This is a genomic window from Enterobacter sp. MGH119 (genome assembly GCF_001037675.1).
In the GTDB taxonomy this organism is placed as follows: Bacteria; Pseudomonadota; Gammaproteobacteria; order Enterobacterales; family Enterobacteriaceae; genus Enterobacter; species Enterobacter hormaechei_C.
Genome location: NZ_KQ089929.1, coordinates 413,714 through 430,969 on the forward strand (window position 1 = coordinate 413,714; position 17,256 = coordinate 430,969).

Here is a 17,256-nt window from a genome sequence, read left to right on the forward strand (position 1 = left end):
AACGAGCCAGCAGATTGTGCTTAAAAAAGTTGCAAATGGTGGAAAATAGGTTAAGTCGGTACCAGGCTTAGTCTGCCTGCAAAAACGTGGGCTTGGATCACACGCTCCGACATCATGTCGGACTTACGGGAGCATCACTATGACTGATATTGCGCAGCTGCTTGGCAAAGACGCCGACAGCCTTTTACAGCATCGTTGTATGACCATTCCAGCCGACCAGCTTTATCTGCCTGGCCATGATTACGTAGACCGGGTCATGGTCGACAACAACCGTCCGCCTGCCGTACTGCGAAACATGCAGACGCTTTACAATACCGGCCGTCTGGGCGGGACCGGCTATCTCTCCATTCTGCCCGTTGACCAGGGCGTAGAGCACTCGGCGGGAGCGTCGTTTGCTGCTAACCCGCTCTACTTTGACCCGAAAAACATTGTCGAGCTGGCGATTGAAGCAGGGTGTAACTGTGTGGCATCGACGTATGGCGTGCTGGCCTCCGTTTCTCGCCGCTATGCTCACCGCATTCCGTTCCTCGTCAAGCTGAACCACAACGAAACCCTGAGCTACCCAACCGAATATGACCAGACCCTGTACGCCAGCGTCGAGCAGGCGTTCAATATGGGCGCGGTGGCGGTCGGGGCAACCATCTATTTCGGCTCTGAACAGTCGCGACGTCAGATTGAAGAAATCTCCGCGGCGTTCGAGCGTGCCCACGAGCTGGGCATGGTAACCGTGCTGTGGGCCTATCTGCGTAACGCGTCATTCAAGAAAGACGGCGTGGATTACCACGTATCAGCGGATCTGACCGGTCAGGCAAACCACCTGGCGGCAACCATCGGCGCGGACATCGTGAAGCAGAAAATGGCCGAGAATAACGGCGGCTATAAAGCGGTGAACTTTGGCTATACCGACGACCGCGTGTACAGCAAGCTGACCAGCGACAACCCGATCGATCTGGTGCGCTACCAGCTGGCGAACTGCTACATGGGCCGCGCCGGGCTGATTAACTCCGGCGGTGCGGCAGGCGGTGAAACCGATCTGACCGACGCGGTGCGCACGGCGGTGATTAACAAACGTGCGGGCGGCATGGGGCTGATCCTCGGCCGTAAGGCGTTTAAAAAGTCCATGGCCGACGGCGTGAAGCTGATTAATGCGGTTCAGGATGTCTATCTGGACAGTAAAGTCACGATTGCCTGACGCCACCGTATCCCTCTCCCTCAAAGGAGAGGGCATTATCGCGCACCCTGTCAAACATCAGCGCAACAGCACGCAGTCCGGCGGCAATCGGCACTGCAACGCCCCGGGCAACACCTCAATGCGGAATCGCTCGCCGCTGAGCGGCTCTCCGTCGAGGTTAAAGGTCATGCCGTGTGGGGCGATCACTTCAAACCACGCGGATTTCCCGTCGATGATATTGGGGCTCTCCTCTGGCTGCGTCAGCGTCGTAAACAGCGCAGGCAGCAGCCCGTCGCCGGTAAAAATACGCAGCTGTAATTGACCGTCGTTGATCAATGCTTCCGGGCAAAGCTGTTGACCGCCCCCCGCCTGCCGCCCGTTGCCGATACCAATCACCAGCGCGTCGCCCTGCCAGTGGAAGTTCTCACCGTGAATTTCACAGCTGTCGGGCTTGAGGGTGTCCATGCGCATTAGGCCGTGAATGAGATACGAGACGCCGCCCAGCGCGGCTTTCAGTTTTTCCGGTGTTTCGCTGGTGATCCGCGTGCCGAAACCGCCCGTTGCCATATTGATAAAGCAGGTTCTTTCATTCACCTGCGCAATATCGACGGCGGTCGCTTTCCCGAGGATAGCCAGTTGCAGTGCTTTGCCTAAATCCTCAGGTATACCGGCGCTGGTGGCAAAATCGTTGGCGGTACCGAGCGGTAAAATCCCCATCGCCGGGCGAGCTGCGGCGTTGAGGTCAATGAGCGCACCGGCGATCTCGTTGATCGTTCCGTCGCCGCCGCCGGAAATGATGGTCTCAGCGCCTAACCTGATACCTTCATCGATATAGCGCGCCGCATCGCCTTTTTCAAAGGTCACCCGCACGTGAATGCGCGCGCCATCTTCACGCAATTCGGTAATCGCCTGGCGCAGCAGATCGTTGCCTGCACTCTTGCCGTTAAGAATTAATAAACTGTCTGGATAGGTTGCCATCCGGGTTGCTCCCTTTTTTAGCTATAGAAAGAGTGTATCCCAGAGAGGGAAAAAGCGGGTAAGAACAGGATGAAAGGCAAAAAATAAGCCCGCGTAAGGGCTTTGAAATCGACTAAAGAACCCCGTAGCGCTTACAGTGCATACTACTGCCGCTCAATTGACTATTGTGGTCAACGTTTGAGGTGTGACATTGGCCTTGCCTCGATTTTGAGCTGCTTACGCCAGACCCGATTATGTAGCGTTAGCGCAATGGAGCGGTAAAAAATCGATGAATTCATCCACATAATGTTCAGAAAGAAAAATCCCAGCCCCAGCAAAGAGGTTATTTGCGGTGTGTAGTTCTCAACAGGGCCGAATAAAAGCGAAATCCCCGTCCAGATGAAATAAATGATGCTCATTATGCCTGTCAGCGTAATGACGAAAATATGCAGTTTATATCCAGGTAAAGAACCTCGTGTAGTCAGAAACATCGTGCTCATCACTACCAGACAATACACAATCGCTGCAATGAATACTCCCATCATAACCTTAAATTCGGGTAAGCCGAGCCAGCGAAACAGCAACAACCAGAGGGACACTTGCAGCATGGCGTAGCAAAAAATAGCCAGTAACGTGCTCACTGCCAAAGGAATTCCTGTCATATGGACGCCCACAGGAACGCCGAACCGATCTTTTAACTGTTCTTTTAATGTTTCAAGCTGGTTGAGATCATCGGTCGCCATTTTACTTTTAACCAAAGCACTTAATGCAAGGCTATCTCTAATGTATTTCATCATGGACGGGTCAATAATTTCCTGTAAATGAAAAAGACTGAATTAAACCAAAAATGTATTTACCCGTTTGTGCAACATTCTGTGGATTTCTGATATTTCCTGAGATGGCACTTCCAACGAAGGCAGAAGAATTTGAAATGGTATTCAGCAACTCACGCTGTAAGAGCAACTGCAACGCTTCTGACGGATAACGTTTGGGATACACGCCTGCCTTCATTGCTGCTTTTACACCTGAATTCGAGATGCCGGGATTGCGGATACGAATAATCTCCTCTGTTAATCGCGTACGGTCGGCCCGGCTCATTTTTTGTAATAAGGAGAGCAAACTCTCAGACGATGAGCGGTTAAGAAGGCGATATGTTAATGCAGCGCTTTTTAAACCCGCAGCAGCCCCGGCAAGAGAAATCGCATCCAGGGCTGTGTTGGTTGCTGTATACCACTCCTGGGAATCCATCCACGCAACGTAATCATCATGATTCATAGCAATCAACGATAGTCGGCCAAGCCCATTTGCACATTGGATTCCAGTTGCTACACCACCGGCTAAAATCACAGCGGCTATAGCACCGGAAGACCCTGCAGTGAGAGGTATAGCCATACCGGCCCCTGCCGCAAGTACAACAGTAAGAATTGCGGCTCCGCAGGAAATTGCCGTTGAACCAATTTCAGTTGCCAGGGAAGGGGAATTAATCGTCGCCGTTGTTGCCTGAACAGGGTTAACTAATGCGGCATTTACTTTGGTTATGACTACATGACTAACCGAGCTTTCGTTTGGTGTCGCAATCCTTCTTGATGGCCGTACTAGCCACTGACGTGTACCGTCTGAGTAGATAATCCCGGCCTGGCTAAAATTTCTGCTACAGTCCAGTTGACCTGCAAGTGCTGTGAAATTTATATCGCCGCCAGAGGCAAGACCAAGACTGCGTGCGAGTTCGTAATCTGGAAGATCCTTTGAAAATTGTCCTGTGAATGTCACTTCATCTCTCCGTCCGTGTGAAACGTTGATTGTTAATAAATCAAGAGTAAAGGTCCTGTTAACACTTAAAATTAGGAATGTTCCGAATAGTGTTCATCCCTCTCAAATCCATTAAAAAATGTGATTAGGATCCTTTGTTCGTTCGATTTGCTTAGATGATACGCCTAATGCTGACACAACCTTTCCCGGGTCAATGCAACGCCATATTTATCAGGGGGAAAAATTTCAGGAGTTAACAAAAAAATAAGCCCGCGTAAGGGAGATTACGCAGGCTAAGGAGGTGGTTCCTGGTACAGCTAGCATTTATGGGTTATGTTTTTCAGCGGGGGGGATAATACCCGTATTGAACGAAGCGGTATGTGATCCGATTCTAAGAATTATCCCAGCGTGAAAAAATCCCGTTGATTGACTATTTGCCGTGTGGATTTCGGGTATTTTCACCTTCAAAATTACGCATCAGCAGCGCAAACTCCAGCTCCACCTCTTCAGGAACCGGCAGCCAGACCACATGGCCGTCGCCAGGTGCGACCTCAATCGCCTCACCTTTTTTGTTTTCCAGGTGCTCCAGTCGGAAGTTCATGTTGCCCTGCGGCGTCATCAGCTCCAGGCTGTCGCCTTTAGTGAATTTGTTTTTTACGGCGACGGCGGCCAGCGGGCCTTTACGCTCGCCGGTGAAGTCGCCTACAAACTGCTGGCGTTCGGAAATCGAATAGCCATGCTCGTAGTTCTGGTAGTCGTCGTGAGTGTGACGACGCAGGAAACCTTCGGTATAGCCGCGATGCGCCAGACCTTCCAGCGTTTCCAGCAGGCTGGTGTCGAACGGTTTACCGGCAGCGGCATCGTCGATGGCTTTGCGATATACCTGTGCGGTACGGGCGCAGTAGTAGTAAGACTTGGTGCGGCCTTCAATTTTCAGGGAGTGTACGCCCATCTTGGTTAAACGCTCGACGTGCGCGATGGCGCGCAGATCTTTAGAGTTCATGATGTAGGTGCCGTGCTCGTCTTCGAAGGCGGTCATGTACTCACCCGGACGTTTGGCTTCTTCGATCATAAACACGCTGTCGGTAGGCGCGCCGATACCCAGCGTTGGCTCAACGTTGGTGACCGGGATCGGCTCGTGTTTATGCACGATGTTACCGATGTCATCCTCTTTGCCTTCCTGAACGTTATATTCCCAGCGGCAGGCGTTGGTGCAGGTGCCCTGGTTCGGGTCACGCTTGTTGATATAGCCAGAGAGCAGGCAGCGGCCGGAGTAGGCCATGCACAGCGCGCCATGAACGAAGATTTCGATCTCCATATCCGGCACCTGGGTGCGGATCTCTTCGATCTCTTCGAGGGACAGCTCGCGGGACAGAATGACGCGGGTCAGCCCCATCTGTTTCCAGAATTTCACCGTTGCCCAGTTGACGGCGTTAGCCTGCACTGAGAGGTGAATGTCCATCTCCGGGAAATTCTCCCGAACCAGCATGATTAAACCCGGGTCCGACATGATCAGCGCGTCCGGCCCCATCTCCACGACCGGCTTCAGGTCACGAATGAATGTTTTCAGCTTGGCGTTGTGCGGCGCGATGTTCACCACCACGTAGAATTTTTTGCCCAGGGCATGCGCTTCGTTGATGCCGAGCTGAAGATTCTCGTGGTTGAATTCGTTGTTACGCACGCGCAGCGAGTAGCGCGGCTGGCCCGCGTAGACGGCGTCGGCGCCATAGGCGAAAGCGTAACGCATATTTTGCAGCGTTCCCGCCGGGGAAAGGAGTTCCGGTTTAAACATGTTTGTTCTCGTTCTGATGACAGGTCAGATCCGCATGCACCTGATGCAGCGGTAAGGGGAGATCCCCCACTTTAAGGGCGGGCATTGTAGCGCTGCGGGGAAGAGAGGTAAAGCTTTGCCCCTCACCCTAACCCTCTCCCCTTTGGGGCTGAGGGTTCCCCACAAAATAATGCCTGCACAGACGGCCCCCTCTCCCTTGAGGGAGAGGGCTGGGGTGAGGGGGAACATACGGCTCTGGTGGTCATTCCGTTCACGTTATGTTCCTTGCTACTCTGTCACGACATGGCCGGTGAACGTGCCAGGGTGGCTCAGTCGCCACCACCCTGGCGACCCGGGCTTCCGGCGGTAAATCGCCGCTTCGCGGTGCCTTCGGCTTATTCCTTCCGGCTTATCGGGGAAGGGCGGAGGTAACATCCCTGTAAAGCCCGCCCTCTCGGCGCATCCCTGCGCCTCGCCCCGGCCTACAGGAAACGCCTCAGCGATTTACAGCCGGACCGAGGCATCGCTGAAAGCCCTCAGTTATTCTGAGGCAACGTTATAGCTTTTGCTTTCAAATTGCTGGGGAACCCTCTCCCTTTGGGGAGACGGCAGGGTGAGGGGGGTATTCAGGCAATCCTGCACGCATCCGCTTCCCAGCGATACCCCACGCCGTACACCGCGCGAATAAACGACTGGTCGGCGTCCAGCGCCTCCAGCTTGCGGCGCAGGTTTTTGATGTGGCTGTCGATGGTGCGGTCGGTCACCACGCGGTAATCGTCATACAGATGGTTGAGCAGCTGCTCGCGGGAAAACACTTTGCCCGGCTCGTGGGAGAGCGTTTTCAACAGGCGAAACTCTGCGGGGGTGAGATCCAAAAGTTTGCTGCGCCAGCTCGCCTGGAAACGGCTTTCGTCGACGATCAGCGGGCTTTGCGCATCCAGCACCTGCAATTCACGCTGCGGCTTACAGCGGCGGAGGATGGTTTTCACGCGAGCGACCACCTCCCGCGGGCTGTAAGGCTTGCAGATGTAATCGTCAGCGCCGATTTCGAGCCCCAGCAGACGATCGATCTCTTCGATTTTGGCCGTCACCATCACGATGGGAACATCGGAGAAACGACGAATTTCGCGGCACAGGGTCAGGCCGTCGGTACCCGGCAGCATCAGATCCAGCAGGATCAGATCCGGCGGCGTCTGGCGCACGTAGGGCAGCACCTGGTCGCCGTGGCTGATAAGCGTTGGCGCGTAACTCGCAGCGCGCAAATAGTCGATCAGCAGTTGCCCAAGTTTAGGCTCGTCTTCCACGATCAAAATACGCGGTGTGTTGTCGTCAATCGGTAACTCGGTCATGCTTCCCTCGATAAATCCCGTTCCAGAGGTAACTCTACTGTAATGCTAACCCCGCCAAAAGGCGAATGGGCGGCGCGGATGGTGCCGCCATGGGCCTCCACAATGTTAACGCAAATGGCCAGCCCAAGGCCGGAACCGCCGCTGGCGCGGTTGCGTGAACCTTCGGTGCGATAGAAGCGCTCGAACAGTTTTTCCAGCTGCGCATCCTTCACGCCAGGGGCGGAGTCCGCAAAGGTCAGGGCAAAGCGCCCGTTTTCCTGCCTGCCGGAGATATGCAGCGCGCCGCCGCCGTCGGTGTAGCGGAGGCTATTCTCCAGCAGATTATTGAACAGCTGCATCAGGCGATCTCTGTCGCCGAACACCACCGCACTGTCCGGCAGCGAAAGGTTGATTTTCAGGTCACGGCTGGCGAAGCGCTCGCGGAATGCGCCGGTCACGACTTCAAGGATATTGATCACATCGATCGGTGCTTTCTGGTAAGCCAGGGCGCCTTCGTCGGACATGGAAAGCTGATGCAGATCGTCCACCAGTTTGGTCAGCGTACCGACTTCCGCCTGAAGCGAGGCCACCGACTCGGGGGTGAACTGCCGCACGCCGTCCTGAATCGCCTCCAGCTCGCCGCGCAGCACCGCCAGCGGGGTGCGCAGCTCGTGCGAAATGTCGGCCATAAAATCGCGGCGCATCTGCTGGTTTTTTTCCAGCGTGCTGGCGAGCTGGTTGAAGTCCTGCGCCAGCTTGCCCAGTTCATCCTGGCTGCGGGTGTCCACGCGGGTCGAGAAATCACCCGCCGCCAGCTTGTGCGTGCCTTCCACCAGGCGCTTAACCGGCGCCAGCAGGCCGCGCGCCAGCGGGAAGGTGGCGAGCGCCGCAAGCAGGGTAGAAAGCGCGACAATCAACCAGCTGGTCTGACGCTGCTGGCGGTCAAAGTTGATGTCGGTGTTGCGCGTCAGCCGCTCGACCGGGGAGGCGATAACCCAGCCCACCGTGGCGCCGTTCGAGGTAATGGCGCGCTTTGTGCCGTCCGGCGGTACCGGAGAGCGTGGGCCAACGAGCACGCGCATCTCCTGATCAATCACCCAGAACTGGGTGCGCCAGCCGTGCGGCGGCATGCCCGGTCCCGGACGGTCGTCGTCATTATCGTGCTCCAGCGAGCGCAGAATTTGAAATATAAAGCGATCGTTGTTGCGCAGAAAACGCCAGTTACCGTGCAGGCTATACTGTTCCCCCAGCGCGTCGCTTAAGCCCTGTAAACGCTGTTCGTTACCGTGCTTGATGTAGTCAATAAAGCCGCGCTCAAAGCTGACCCGCACCGCCCAGTGCATAGTAATCAGCAGGACGATACAGGTGGCGAAAATCGCCACAAAAAGCTTACCGGTGATCCCCGGACGCCAGAATTTCATGGTGCACTCCTTTTGCCGCGTCGGATCACGACGTTTTTGGTCGTGTCATTCGGCACTCTGGCAAAGATAAAAGCGGGCAGAGCGATAATTACCGCCATGCTGAGGTAAGTGTATAAAAAGACCTGATGCGCGACGGGGGTGTCGGCGCTGAGATGGTGCTGACCGTACATGCCGAGCAGCAATCCGGCAACCGTGACCCCCACGCTCATGGAGAGCTGCATGATCATCGACAGCAGACTGTTACCACTGCTTGCCAGCTCGTCCGGCAGATCTTTCAGCGTCAGGGTGTTCATCGACGAGAAGCGCATGGAGTTGATGATCCCCTGGCAGAACAGCACCAGCGGCAGGATGTAGTACCAGCCCAGCAGCGCCACGGCCATAAACAGCAGGCAGACCAACGCCAGCCCGATCGTGGCGGCCACCAGCACGCGGCGATAGCCAAAGCGGTTCACCACCTGCACCACAATACGCTTCATCCCCATGCTGCCAAGTACCATCGGGATCATCATCAGCCCGGCATGGAACGGCGAGAAGCCCATCCCAATCTGTAAAAATACCGGCGTCATAAACGGCAACATGCCGCTGCCGATGCGTCCGGCAAAGCTGCCGAACAGACCAAGACGGTAGGTGGGATTCTTGAACAGATTCAGGCTGAACAGCGCGTTAGCGTTACCTCTGGCATGCCACAGATACCAGAGAATGGCGGTGACACCCAGCGCTACCAGCAGGGCGAGCGACAGGGAGGAGATCCCCAGCCCTTTTTGCCCGTCGAGCGCGAGGGTAAGCGTCGCCATGCCAGCTGCCAGCAGGATGAAGCCAAAGAAATCAAAGCGCCGGGTCTGCATTTTATAGTTCGGCATCAGCGTCAGGGTGGCAATCGCGCCGATAATACCGACCGGCAGGTTGATCAGGAAGATCCAGTGCCAGGAGGCATACTCCACCAGAATCCCGCCCAGCGCCGGGCCAAGCAACGGGCCGACCTGACCGGGCAGGGTGACGAAGGTCATCGCCGCCATATACTGCGCGCGCGGAACAATTTTCATCACCGTTAACCGCCCGACGGGTACCATCATCGCGCCGCCGACGCCCTGTAGCACGCGCGCCATCACCAGCTGGTCGAGGGTATTGGCCTGGGCGCAAAACAGCGACCCGGTGGTAAACAGCACAATGGCGGTGAAGAAGATGTTTCGCACGCCGACTTTATCCGCCAGCCAGCCGCTGGCAGGCAGCATCACGGCGACCGTCAGCACGTAGGCGACAATCACCATATGCATGTGCAGCGGGCTCTCCCCCAGGCTTTTCGCCATCGAGGGGAGGGCGGTGTTCACGATAGTCGTGTCCAGCGACTGCATAAAGAAGCCGAACGCGACGATCCACAATTGCCAGCGAACGTTACTGGGTAGGTCGGTCATTTACTCGGTCACCGTGGTTCTCTTTTTACGCGAAAAACGCAGCCGCAGGCGGTCAAAGAACAGATAGACTACCGGCGTCGTGTAGAGCGTCAGCAGCTGGCTCATCACCAGGCCGCCAACGATCGTGATCCCCAGCGGCTGGCGTAGTTCAGAGCCGTCACCGCCGGATATGACCAGCGGCAGCGCGCCGAACAGCGCGGCCAGCGTGGTCATCATGATCGGGCGAAAACGCAGCAGACAGGCCTGGAATATCGCCTCGTCCGGCGTCAGGTTGCCGTTGCGCTGGGCGTCCAGGGCAAAGTCGACCATCATTATCGCGTTTTTCTTCACGATGCCAATCAATAGCATGATCCCGATAAGCGCGATAAGACTGAATGGGGCACCGAACAGCTCCAGCGCCAGCAGCGCCCCCACGCCCGCAGAGGGAAGCGTGGAGAGAATGGTCAACGGGTGCACGTAGCTTTCGTACAGCACGCCCAGCACGATATAAACCGTGGCAATGGCCGCCAGAATCAAAATAACCTGCGAGTTCATGGTGTCCTGGAACACCTGCGCCGTACCGGCAAAGCTGCCGCGCACCGAGGAGGGCACCCCGAGCTGGGTCATGGCGCGATTAATGGCATCGCTGGCCTCAGACAGCGACGAGCCGGTTGGCAAGTTAAACGAGACGGTCGAGGCGGCGGAAAGCCCCTGGTGGTTCACCGACAGCGGGGCGTTCGACGGCTGCCAGCTGGCGAAGTACGACAGCGGAATCGCCTTACCGTCATCATTGATCACAAACATCTTGTCCAGCGCGCTGATGTCCTGGGTGTAGCGCGGATCCACCTCCATCACCACCTTGTACTGGTTCATCGGCTGATAGATGGTAGAGACTTCACGCTGCCCGAAGGCGTTGTTCAGCAGGCTGTTGGCCGCCTCCACGTTAATGCCCAGGCGGGCCATGGTTTCACGATCGTAGGTGAGCGCCATCTCCGCACCGTTGTTTTGGCTGTCAGAGTTCACGTCCGCCAGCTGCGGCAGCGCGGCCAGCGCTTTACGGATCTTCGGCTCCCACTCGCGCAGGGCGGCTAAGTCATCCGAGAGCAGGGTGTACTGATAGCTGGCGTTAGCCTGTCGTCCGCCGACGCGGATATCCTGAACGGCCATCAAAAACAGATTTGCCCCCGGCTCTTTGGCAAGCTTCAGCCGCAGGCGGTCAATGATCTGCTGCGCCGTTTCGTGACGTTCACCGCGCGGCTTAAGGGTAATAAACATCATCCCGCTGTTAACGCGCGAGCCGCCGGTAAAGCCGGTGACGTTATCCACGGCCGGATCTTCCCGGATGATTTTCATAAAGTCTTGCAGTTTGCCGCGCATCGCCTGGAACGAAATGCTCTGGTCCGCCTGAATGCCCCCCATCAGCACCCCGGTATCCTGCTCCGGGAAGAAGGTTTTCGGGATGGTGATATACATCCAGACGTTGAGGACGATGGTGCCGATCAGCACCAGCCCGACAATACGCGTGTGGTTCAGCACCCATTTCAGCGATTTGCCGTAGCCGGACTGCATCGCCATCAGGACGCGGCCAAAGCCTTTCCTGCGCGGCTGCGAGTGCGGTTGGCTGCGCTTTAGCATCCAGCCGCACATCATCGGCGTCAGCGTCAGCGAAATCACCAGTGAGATACCAATGGCGACGGAAAGCGTGACGGCAAATTCGCGCAGCAGTCGCCCCGGCAGGCCGCCCATCAGCAGCAGTGGCAGGAATACCGCTACCAGCGACAGGCTCATGGACAGGACCGTGAAGCCCACTTCGCGCGTCCCCTGAAGCGCCGCCTGGAGCGGCTTCATGCCCGCTTCCAGATGGCGCGAGATATTCTCCAGCACCACGATGGCGTCATCCACCACAAACCCGGTGGCAATCGTCAGCGCCATCAGCGACAGGTTGTTAAGGCTAAAGCCGCACAGGTACATGGCGGCAAAGGTGCCTATCAGCGATACTGGCACCGCCACCGCCGGGATCAGCGTCGCGCGCCCCGAGCGCAGGAACAGGAACACCACCAGGATCACCAGCGCGACGGAGATGATCAGCGTTTGCTCTACCTCCTCAAGCGAGGCGCGGATGGTGGGGGAGCGGTCCTGCGCAATCTGGAGATCGATGGCCGCCGGAATCGTTTCCTGAAGCTCCGGCAGGCGCGTGCGGATGCTGTTCACCGTCTGAATGATGTTGGCTTCCGGCAGCTTGCGGATCATCAGCAAAATCGCCGGTTTGGCGTTGGTCATCCCGGCGTTACGCACGTCCTGCACCGAATCGGTGACGCTGGCGACGTCGCTCAGGCGCACCGCCGCGCCGTTGTTGTAGTGAATAATCAACGGCTGATACTCGGCGGCGGTTTTCAGCTCGTCGTTAGTCTGGATCTGCCAGCGGTGGCTGTTGTCCTCAATCGCGCCCTGCGGCTTACGCACGTTGGCGTTGCTGATGGCGGAACGCACGTCGTCCAGCGACACGCCCTGGTTAAACAGCGCCTGCGGATTCAGCCCCACGCGCACGGCGGGCAGGGAGCTGCCGCCGACGTCCACGTCGCCCACGCCGTCAATCTGGGCGATGGTTTGCGCCAGCTGGGTGGAGGCAAAATCGTACAGCTCGCCCTGGGAGTAGGTCTCTGACGTAAGCGTCAGGATCATGATCGGCGCGTCGGAGGGGTTGGCCTTGCGATAGGTTGGACGGCTCGGCATGCCGCTCGGCAGCAGGCTTTGGGCGGCGTTAATCGCGGCCTGCACGTCACGCGCCGCGCCGTTGATGTCCCGGTCGAAATTGAATTCCAGAATGATGCGCGTGCTGCCCAGCGAACTGCTGGAGGTCATCTCGTTAACCCCGGCAATTCGACCAAGCGAGCGCTCAAGCGGCGTCGCCACCGATGAGGCCATGGTTTCCGGCGAGGCACCCGGCAGCGAGGCGCTGACCATGATCACCGGGAAATCGACCTGCGGCAGCGGGGCCACCGGCAGCAGCCGGAAGCCCAGCACGCCGCACAGGGTGATAGCGACGGAGAGTAAAATCGTCGCCACCGGACGGTAAATGAAGAGGGCGAAAAACTTCACTTACGCCTCCTCTTCACGTTTCGGGAAGCGGCTTTTCGTCCACAGGGCCAGACGGTCAAACAGCAGATAGATAACCGGCGTGGTAAACAGCGTCAGCACCTGGCTTACGAGCAGGCCGCCGACCATCCCGATGCCCAGCGGACGGCGCAGTTCGGCCCCCACGCCGGTGCTCAGCATCAGCGGCAGCGCGCCCAGCAGGGCGGCGAGGGTGGTCATCAGGATCGGGCGAAAACGCAGCAGACAGGCCTGGTAAATGGCCTCGCGCGGCGCCATACCCTGCTCGCGCTCGGCGGCCAGCGCAAAGTCGATCATCATGATGGCGTTTTTCTTCACGATGCCGATAAGCAGAATGATGCCGATGATCGCAATCACGTCCAGTTCGCTCCCCGCCAGCATCAGCGCCAGCAGTGCCCCCACGCCCGCCGTCGGCAGGGTGGAGAGAATGGTGATCGGGTGGATAAAGCTTTCATACAGCACGCCAAGCACGATATACATCGCCACCACCGCCGCGACAATCAGCCAGACGGTGCTGCCCAGCGCGGCCTGGAACGCCAGAGTACTGCCCTGGAACTGGGTCTGAATATCTGACGGGAAGCTGAGTTCTTTCTCCGCACCCAGAATGGCCTCCACCGCTTCGCCCAGGGAATAACCGTCCGGCACGTTGAACGAAATGGTGGTGGATGGGAACTGATCGAGATGGTTAATCGACAGCGGGGTGTGACGCTCTTCCACGCTGGCAATGGCGCTGAGCGGCACAATCCCGCCGTCTTTGCTGGTCAGGCGTATCGAGTCCAGCGCGGCAAGCCCGGGCGTGTTCTCGGTGTTATGTTCCAGCACCACGCGATACTGGTTCGCCTGGGTGTAAATGGTGGAGATAAGGCGCTGGCCAAAGGCGTTATACAGCGCGTTATCCACGTCGGACATGGTAATGCCCAGACGGCTGGCGGTGTCGCGGTTGACGTTTACGTACGCCGCCAGCCCTTTATCCTGCCAGTCGCTGCTTACGTCAGAAATCTGCGGCAGTGCTTTCAGCTTGTCCACCAGCTGCGGCACCCAGGTGCTGAGTGCATCAAGCGAGGTGGCCTGGAGCGTAAACTGGTACTGCGTGCGGCTCACCTGCGTATCAATGGTTAAATCCTGGATCGGTTGCAGATACAGCTCAATGCCCGGTACGCGCGCCACAGCGCTTTGCAGACGCTCAATAACCGCGTTGACGCGATCGTCACGGTCATCGAGCGGTTTAAGGTTAATTTGCAGGCGCGCGCTGTTAAGCGACGGGTTGGTGCCGTCCACGCCCACGTAGGCAGTCAGGCTTTCCACCGCCGGATCTTTCATGATGATCTCAGACACCTGCTGCTGGCGCTGCGCCATGTTGGCGAAGGAGACCGTCTGTGGCGCCTGAAGCGTGCCCTGAATAATGCCGTTGTCCTGAATCGGGAAGAAGCCTTTCGGAATGAAAATCCACAGCATGACGCTGAGCGCCAGCGTGCCGAGGGCCACGCCGAGCGTCGCCCAGGGATGGTTCAGGACTTTCGCCAGCACGCGGCCGTAGGCGGCAATAATGCGCTCGAACATCCGCTCGGAGGCGAGGGAGAAGCGGTTTTGCTTGCGCAAAGATTCGTGGCTCAGCATGCGGGCGCACATCATCGGCGTCAGCGTCAGCGACACCACGGCAGAGATCAGAATGGCGACCGCCAGCGTCACGGCAAACTCGCGGAACAGCCGCCCGACGATATCGCCCATAAACAGCAGCGGGATCAGCACCGCAATCAGCGAGAAGGTGAGCGAAATAATGGTAAAGCCGATCTCCCCCGCGCCCTTCAGCGCGGCGGCTAACGGCTTTTCACCTTTCTCGATATAGCGCGAGATGTTTTCGATTACCACGATGGCGTCGTCCACCACAAACCCGGTGGCGATGGTGAGCGCCATCAGCGTCAGGTTGTTAATCGAGAAGTCGAGAAATACCATTACCGCGAACGTCCCGACCAGCGAGAGCGGCACGGCAACGGCGGGAATAATGGTTGCCGGAACGTTGCGCAGGAACAGGTAGATGATCATCACCACCAGCGCAATCGCCAGCATCAGCTCGAACTGGGTGTCAGTCACTGACGCGCGAATATTCGTGGTGCGGTCAGAGAGCACTTTCACGCTGACCGATTTTGGCAGGCTTTCCACCAGCTGCGGCAGCATGGTGCGAATGCTGTCGGCGGTATCAATAATGTTCGCGCCCGGCTGGCGCTGAACGTTCATGACAATCGCCTGCTGCTTATTAGCCCACGCCCCGAGCCAGCTGTTTTCCGCGCCTTGTTCGACGGTTGCCACGTCGCCCAGGCGGATCGGTGCGCCGTTCTGGTAGGCAATAATCAGCTGACGGTATTCATCGGCGGACTGCATCTGGTCGTTGGCGGAGAGCGTGACCGCGCGGGTCGGGCCGTCCAGCGAGCCCTTCGCTGAGTTAACGTTGGCGCTGCTGATGGCGGTGCGAATGGTTTCGCTGGTTAACCCCAGCGCGGCAATGGCCTGGGCATTGAGCTTAACGCGCACCGCGGGGCGTTGTCCCCCTGCGAGCGTCACCAGCCCGACGCCTGTCACCTGCGAAATCTTCTGCGCCACGCGGGTTTCGACCATGTCTTCCACCTGCGTCATCGGCATGGCGGAGGAGGTGACGGCAAGCGTCATGATCGGCGGGTCTGCCGGGTTGACCTTGCTGTAAACCGGCGGGTTCGGCAGGTCAGACGGCAACAGGTTGGTGGCGGCGTTAATGGCGGCCTGCACCTCCTGTTCCGCGACGTCCAGCGACAGCGCGAGCTGGAACTGAAGCGTGACGACCGAGGCACCGCCCGAGCTCTGGGAGGACATCTGCTTCAGGCCAGACATCTGGCCAAACTGACGCTCCAGCGGGGCGGTGATGGCGGACGTCACCACATCCGGACTGGCGCCCGGATAGAGGGTGACAACCTGAATAGTCGGGTAGTCCACTTCCGGCAGCGCCGACACGGGCAGAAAACGGTAGCCAATGATCCCGGCCAGCAGGATCGCCACCATCAACAGGGTCGTCGCAACCGGTCGTAAAATAAACAGGCGTGATGGCCCACCTGTAGAGCTCGGCGGCATCACCTGCATCAGGCTTTTGCTCCTGTATTCTGCGCTTCCACCACCTCGACCTGCGCCCCTTCGGTCAGCCGGTCAATACCGTCGGTTACGACGCGGTCGCCTGCGGACAGCCCGGCGCTGATCACCACCGTCTGACTGTCCTGGATCCCGGTTTTCACCAGGTGTTTGCTGACCTTGTTTTCGCTGTTCAGCACCCAGACAAAGTTGCCTTCACTGCCCATTTGCAGGGCCGCCGTCGGGATCACCACGGCGTTTTCTTCGGTCGCGACCAGCATTCGCGCATTGACGAACTGATTCGGGAACAGGGCATCGTCCTGATTGTTGAAGCGTGCTTTTAACTTGATGGTGCCGGTGGTGGTGTCGATCTGGTTATCCAGGCTCAACAGCGAACCTTCGCTCAGCTTCTGCTTGTTGGTGCGATCCCAGGCTTCAACTACCAGCGATTTTCCGGCCTTCTGCGCCTGTATCACCGTCGCAATGTCGCTTTCCGGCAGGGTAAAGACGAGATCGATAGGGTGCGTCTGGGTGATCACCACGATGCCCGTGGTATCGCCGCTGGAGATTTGGTTCCCGATATCAACCTGTTTCAGGCCCACGCGGCCGTCAATCGGCGCGGTGATCCGGCTCCAGTCGAGCTGGAGCTGGGCGCTGGCGACCGCGGCTTCGTCGGCCTTGATGGTGCCCTGAGATTCACTGACCAGAGATTGCTGGGTATCCAGCTCCTGGCGCGACACGAGGTTGGTTTTTACCAACTGCTGATAGCGGGCTAAATCGCGGCGGGCATTGGCGAGGGTGGCTTTGTCTTTCGCGAGTTGCCCCTGCGCCTGCGCCAGGGCCACCTTAAACTGGCTTGGATCGATTTCCGCCAGCAGATCGCCCGCTTTCACCTGTTGACCTTCCTGGAAGTGGATGGCCATCAGCTGACCGTCTACGCGGCTACGTACCGTCACGGTGTTGGCGGCAGTGATGGTTCCCAGCCCGGAGAGATAACGAGGCACCGCTTTATTCACCGCCGTTGCCGCCTGCACCGGTGCCAGCGCACCGCCGCGCATACCGTGGCGCCCGCCGCCCGTTGGGCGTTGTGAGGGGCTACTGGCGCCAGCAGGTGCCGTGGAGTTCGCGGACTGGCTGTGCCAGTACCAGGCGGCGGCCAGGACCACCACAATCAGACCAGCGGCGATTGCCCAGCGGGATTTGTTACTGCCTTTCATCGTTATACGTTCTCATCCTGAAACTCTTTCGGGGAATGATACTA

The 17,256-nt window shown here is 58.0% G+C and carries 11 protein-coding genes; 1 reads left to right on the forward strand and 10 read right to left on the reverse strand.

The window, feature by feature from the left end; genetic code table 11:
• Positions 1–139: 139 nt before the first annotated feature.
• Complete coding sequence (fbaB, locus tag SK53_RS01885) at positions 140–1,192, forward strand: class I fructose-bisphosphate aldolase (protein WP_000129585.1); 1,053 nt, start codon at positions 140–142, stop codon at positions 1,190–1,192.
• 57 nt (positions 1,193–1,249) lie between these two features.
• Here fbaB and yegS read toward each other — a convergent pair whose 3' ends face one another.
• From yegS to SK53_RS01935, 10 genes are all read right to left on the reverse strand, one after another.
• Positions 1,250–2,149, reverse strand: a complete 900-nt coding sequence (gene yegS, locus SK53_RS01890) for a lipid kinase YegS (protein ID WP_023314523.1) — start codon at positions 2,147–2,149, stop codon at positions 1,250–1,252.
• 170 nt (positions 2,150–2,319) lie between these two features.
• Positions 2,320–2,925, reverse strand: coding sequence for a hypothetical protein (locus tag SK53_RS01895; protein WP_050871419.1), 606 nt, complete (start codon positions 2,923–2,925; stop codon positions 2,320–2,322).
• 7 nt (positions 2,926–2,932) lie between these two features.
• Positions 2,933–3,898 (reverse strand): hypothetical protein, encoded by a 966-nt coding sequence (locus tag SK53_RS23720; protein ID WP_048208372.1) that lies wholly within the window; start codon positions 3,896–3,898, stop codon positions 2,933–2,935.
• A gap of 409 nt (positions 3,899–4,307) precedes the next feature.
• Positions 4,308–5,669: a prephenate-dependent tRNA uridine(34) hydroxylase TrhP gene (yegQ, locus tag SK53_RS01905; RefSeq protein WP_022651495.1), complete on the reverse strand. Its 1,362-nt coding sequence runs from the start codon at positions 5,667–5,669 to the stop codon at positions 4,308–4,310.
• 605 nt (positions 5,670–6,274) lie between these two features.
• Positions 6,275–6,997, reverse strand: a complete 723-nt coding sequence (baeR, locus tag SK53_RS01910; RefSeq protein WP_015572364.1) for an envelope stress response regulator BaeR — start codon at positions 6,995–6,997, stop codon at positions 6,275–6,277.
• Positions 6,994–8,397: an envelope stress sensor histidine kinase BaeS gene (gene baeS, locus SK53_RS01915; protein WP_006811258.1), complete on the reverse strand. Its 1,404-nt coding sequence runs from the start codon at positions 8,395–8,397 to the stop codon at positions 6,994–6,996. The genes baeR and baeS overlap by 4 nt, the downstream gene beginning before the upstream one ends.
• Positions 8,394–9,809, reverse strand: coding sequence for an MFS transporter (locus SK53_RS01920; RefSeq protein WP_003862087.1), 1,416 nt, complete (start codon positions 9,807–9,809; stop codon positions 8,394–8,396). The genes baeS and SK53_RS01920 overlap by 4 nt, the downstream gene beginning before the upstream one ends.
• Entirely contained in the window at positions 9,810–12,887 is a 3,078-nt protein-coding gene (gene mdtC, locus SK53_RS01925; RefSeq protein WP_045350252.1) for a multidrug efflux RND transporter permease subunit MdtC, read from the reverse strand.
• Entirely contained in the window at positions 12,888–16,010 is a 3,123-nt protein-coding gene (locus SK53_RS01930) for an MdtB/MuxB family multidrug efflux RND transporter permease subunit (RefSeq protein WP_022651491.1), read from the reverse strand.
• On the reverse strand, positions 16,010–17,212 hold the full coding sequence (locus SK53_RS01935) for an MdtA/MuxA family multidrug efflux RND transporter periplasmic adaptor subunit (RefSeq protein WP_022651490.1): 1,203 nt from the start codon (positions 17,210–17,212) through the stop codon (positions 16,010–16,012). Before SK53_RS01935 ends, SK53_RS01930 begins: the two co-directional genes overlap by 1 nt.
• Positions 17,213–17,256 lie beyond the last annotated feature (44 nt).

What these genes read in the sequence shown, in the direction of transcription:
- fbaB (WP_000129585.1), top strand. Translation starts at nt 140, where the DNA reads ATGACTGATATTGCGCAGCTGCTTGGCAAAGACGCCGACAGCCTTTTA.
- yegS (WP_023314523.1), bottom strand. Translation starts at nt 2,149, where the DNA reads ATGGCAACCTATCCAGACAGTTTATTAATTCTTAACGGCAAGAGTGCA.
- SK53_RS01895 (WP_050871419.1), bottom strand. Translation starts at nt 2,925, where the DNA reads ATGATGAAATACATTAGAGATAGCCTTGCATTAAGTGCTTTGGTTAAA.
- yegQ (WP_022651495.1), bottom strand. Translation starts at nt 5,669, where the DNA reads ATGTTTAAACCGGAACTCCTTTCCCCGGCGGGAACGCTGCAAAATATG.
- baeR (WP_015572364.1), bottom strand. Translation starts at nt 6,997, where the DNA reads ATGACCGAGTTACCGATTGACGACAACACACCGCGTATTTTGATCGTG.
- baeS (WP_006811258.1), bottom strand. Translation starts at nt 8,397, where the DNA reads ATGAAATTCTGGCGTCCGGGGATCACCGGTAAGCTTTTTGTGGCGATT.
- SK53_RS01920 (WP_003862087.1), bottom strand. Translation starts at nt 9,809, where the DNA reads ATGACCGACCTACCCAGTAACGTTCGCTGGCAATTGTGGATCGTCGCG.
- SK53_RS01930 (WP_022651491.1), bottom strand. Translation starts at nt 16,010, where the DNA reads ATGCAGGTGATGCCGCCGAGCTCTACAGGTGGGCCATCACGCCTGTTT.
- SK53_RS01935 (WP_022651490.1), bottom strand. Translation starts at nt 17,212, where the DNA reads ATGAAAGGCAGTAACAAATCCCGCTGGGCAATCGCCGCTGGTCTGATT.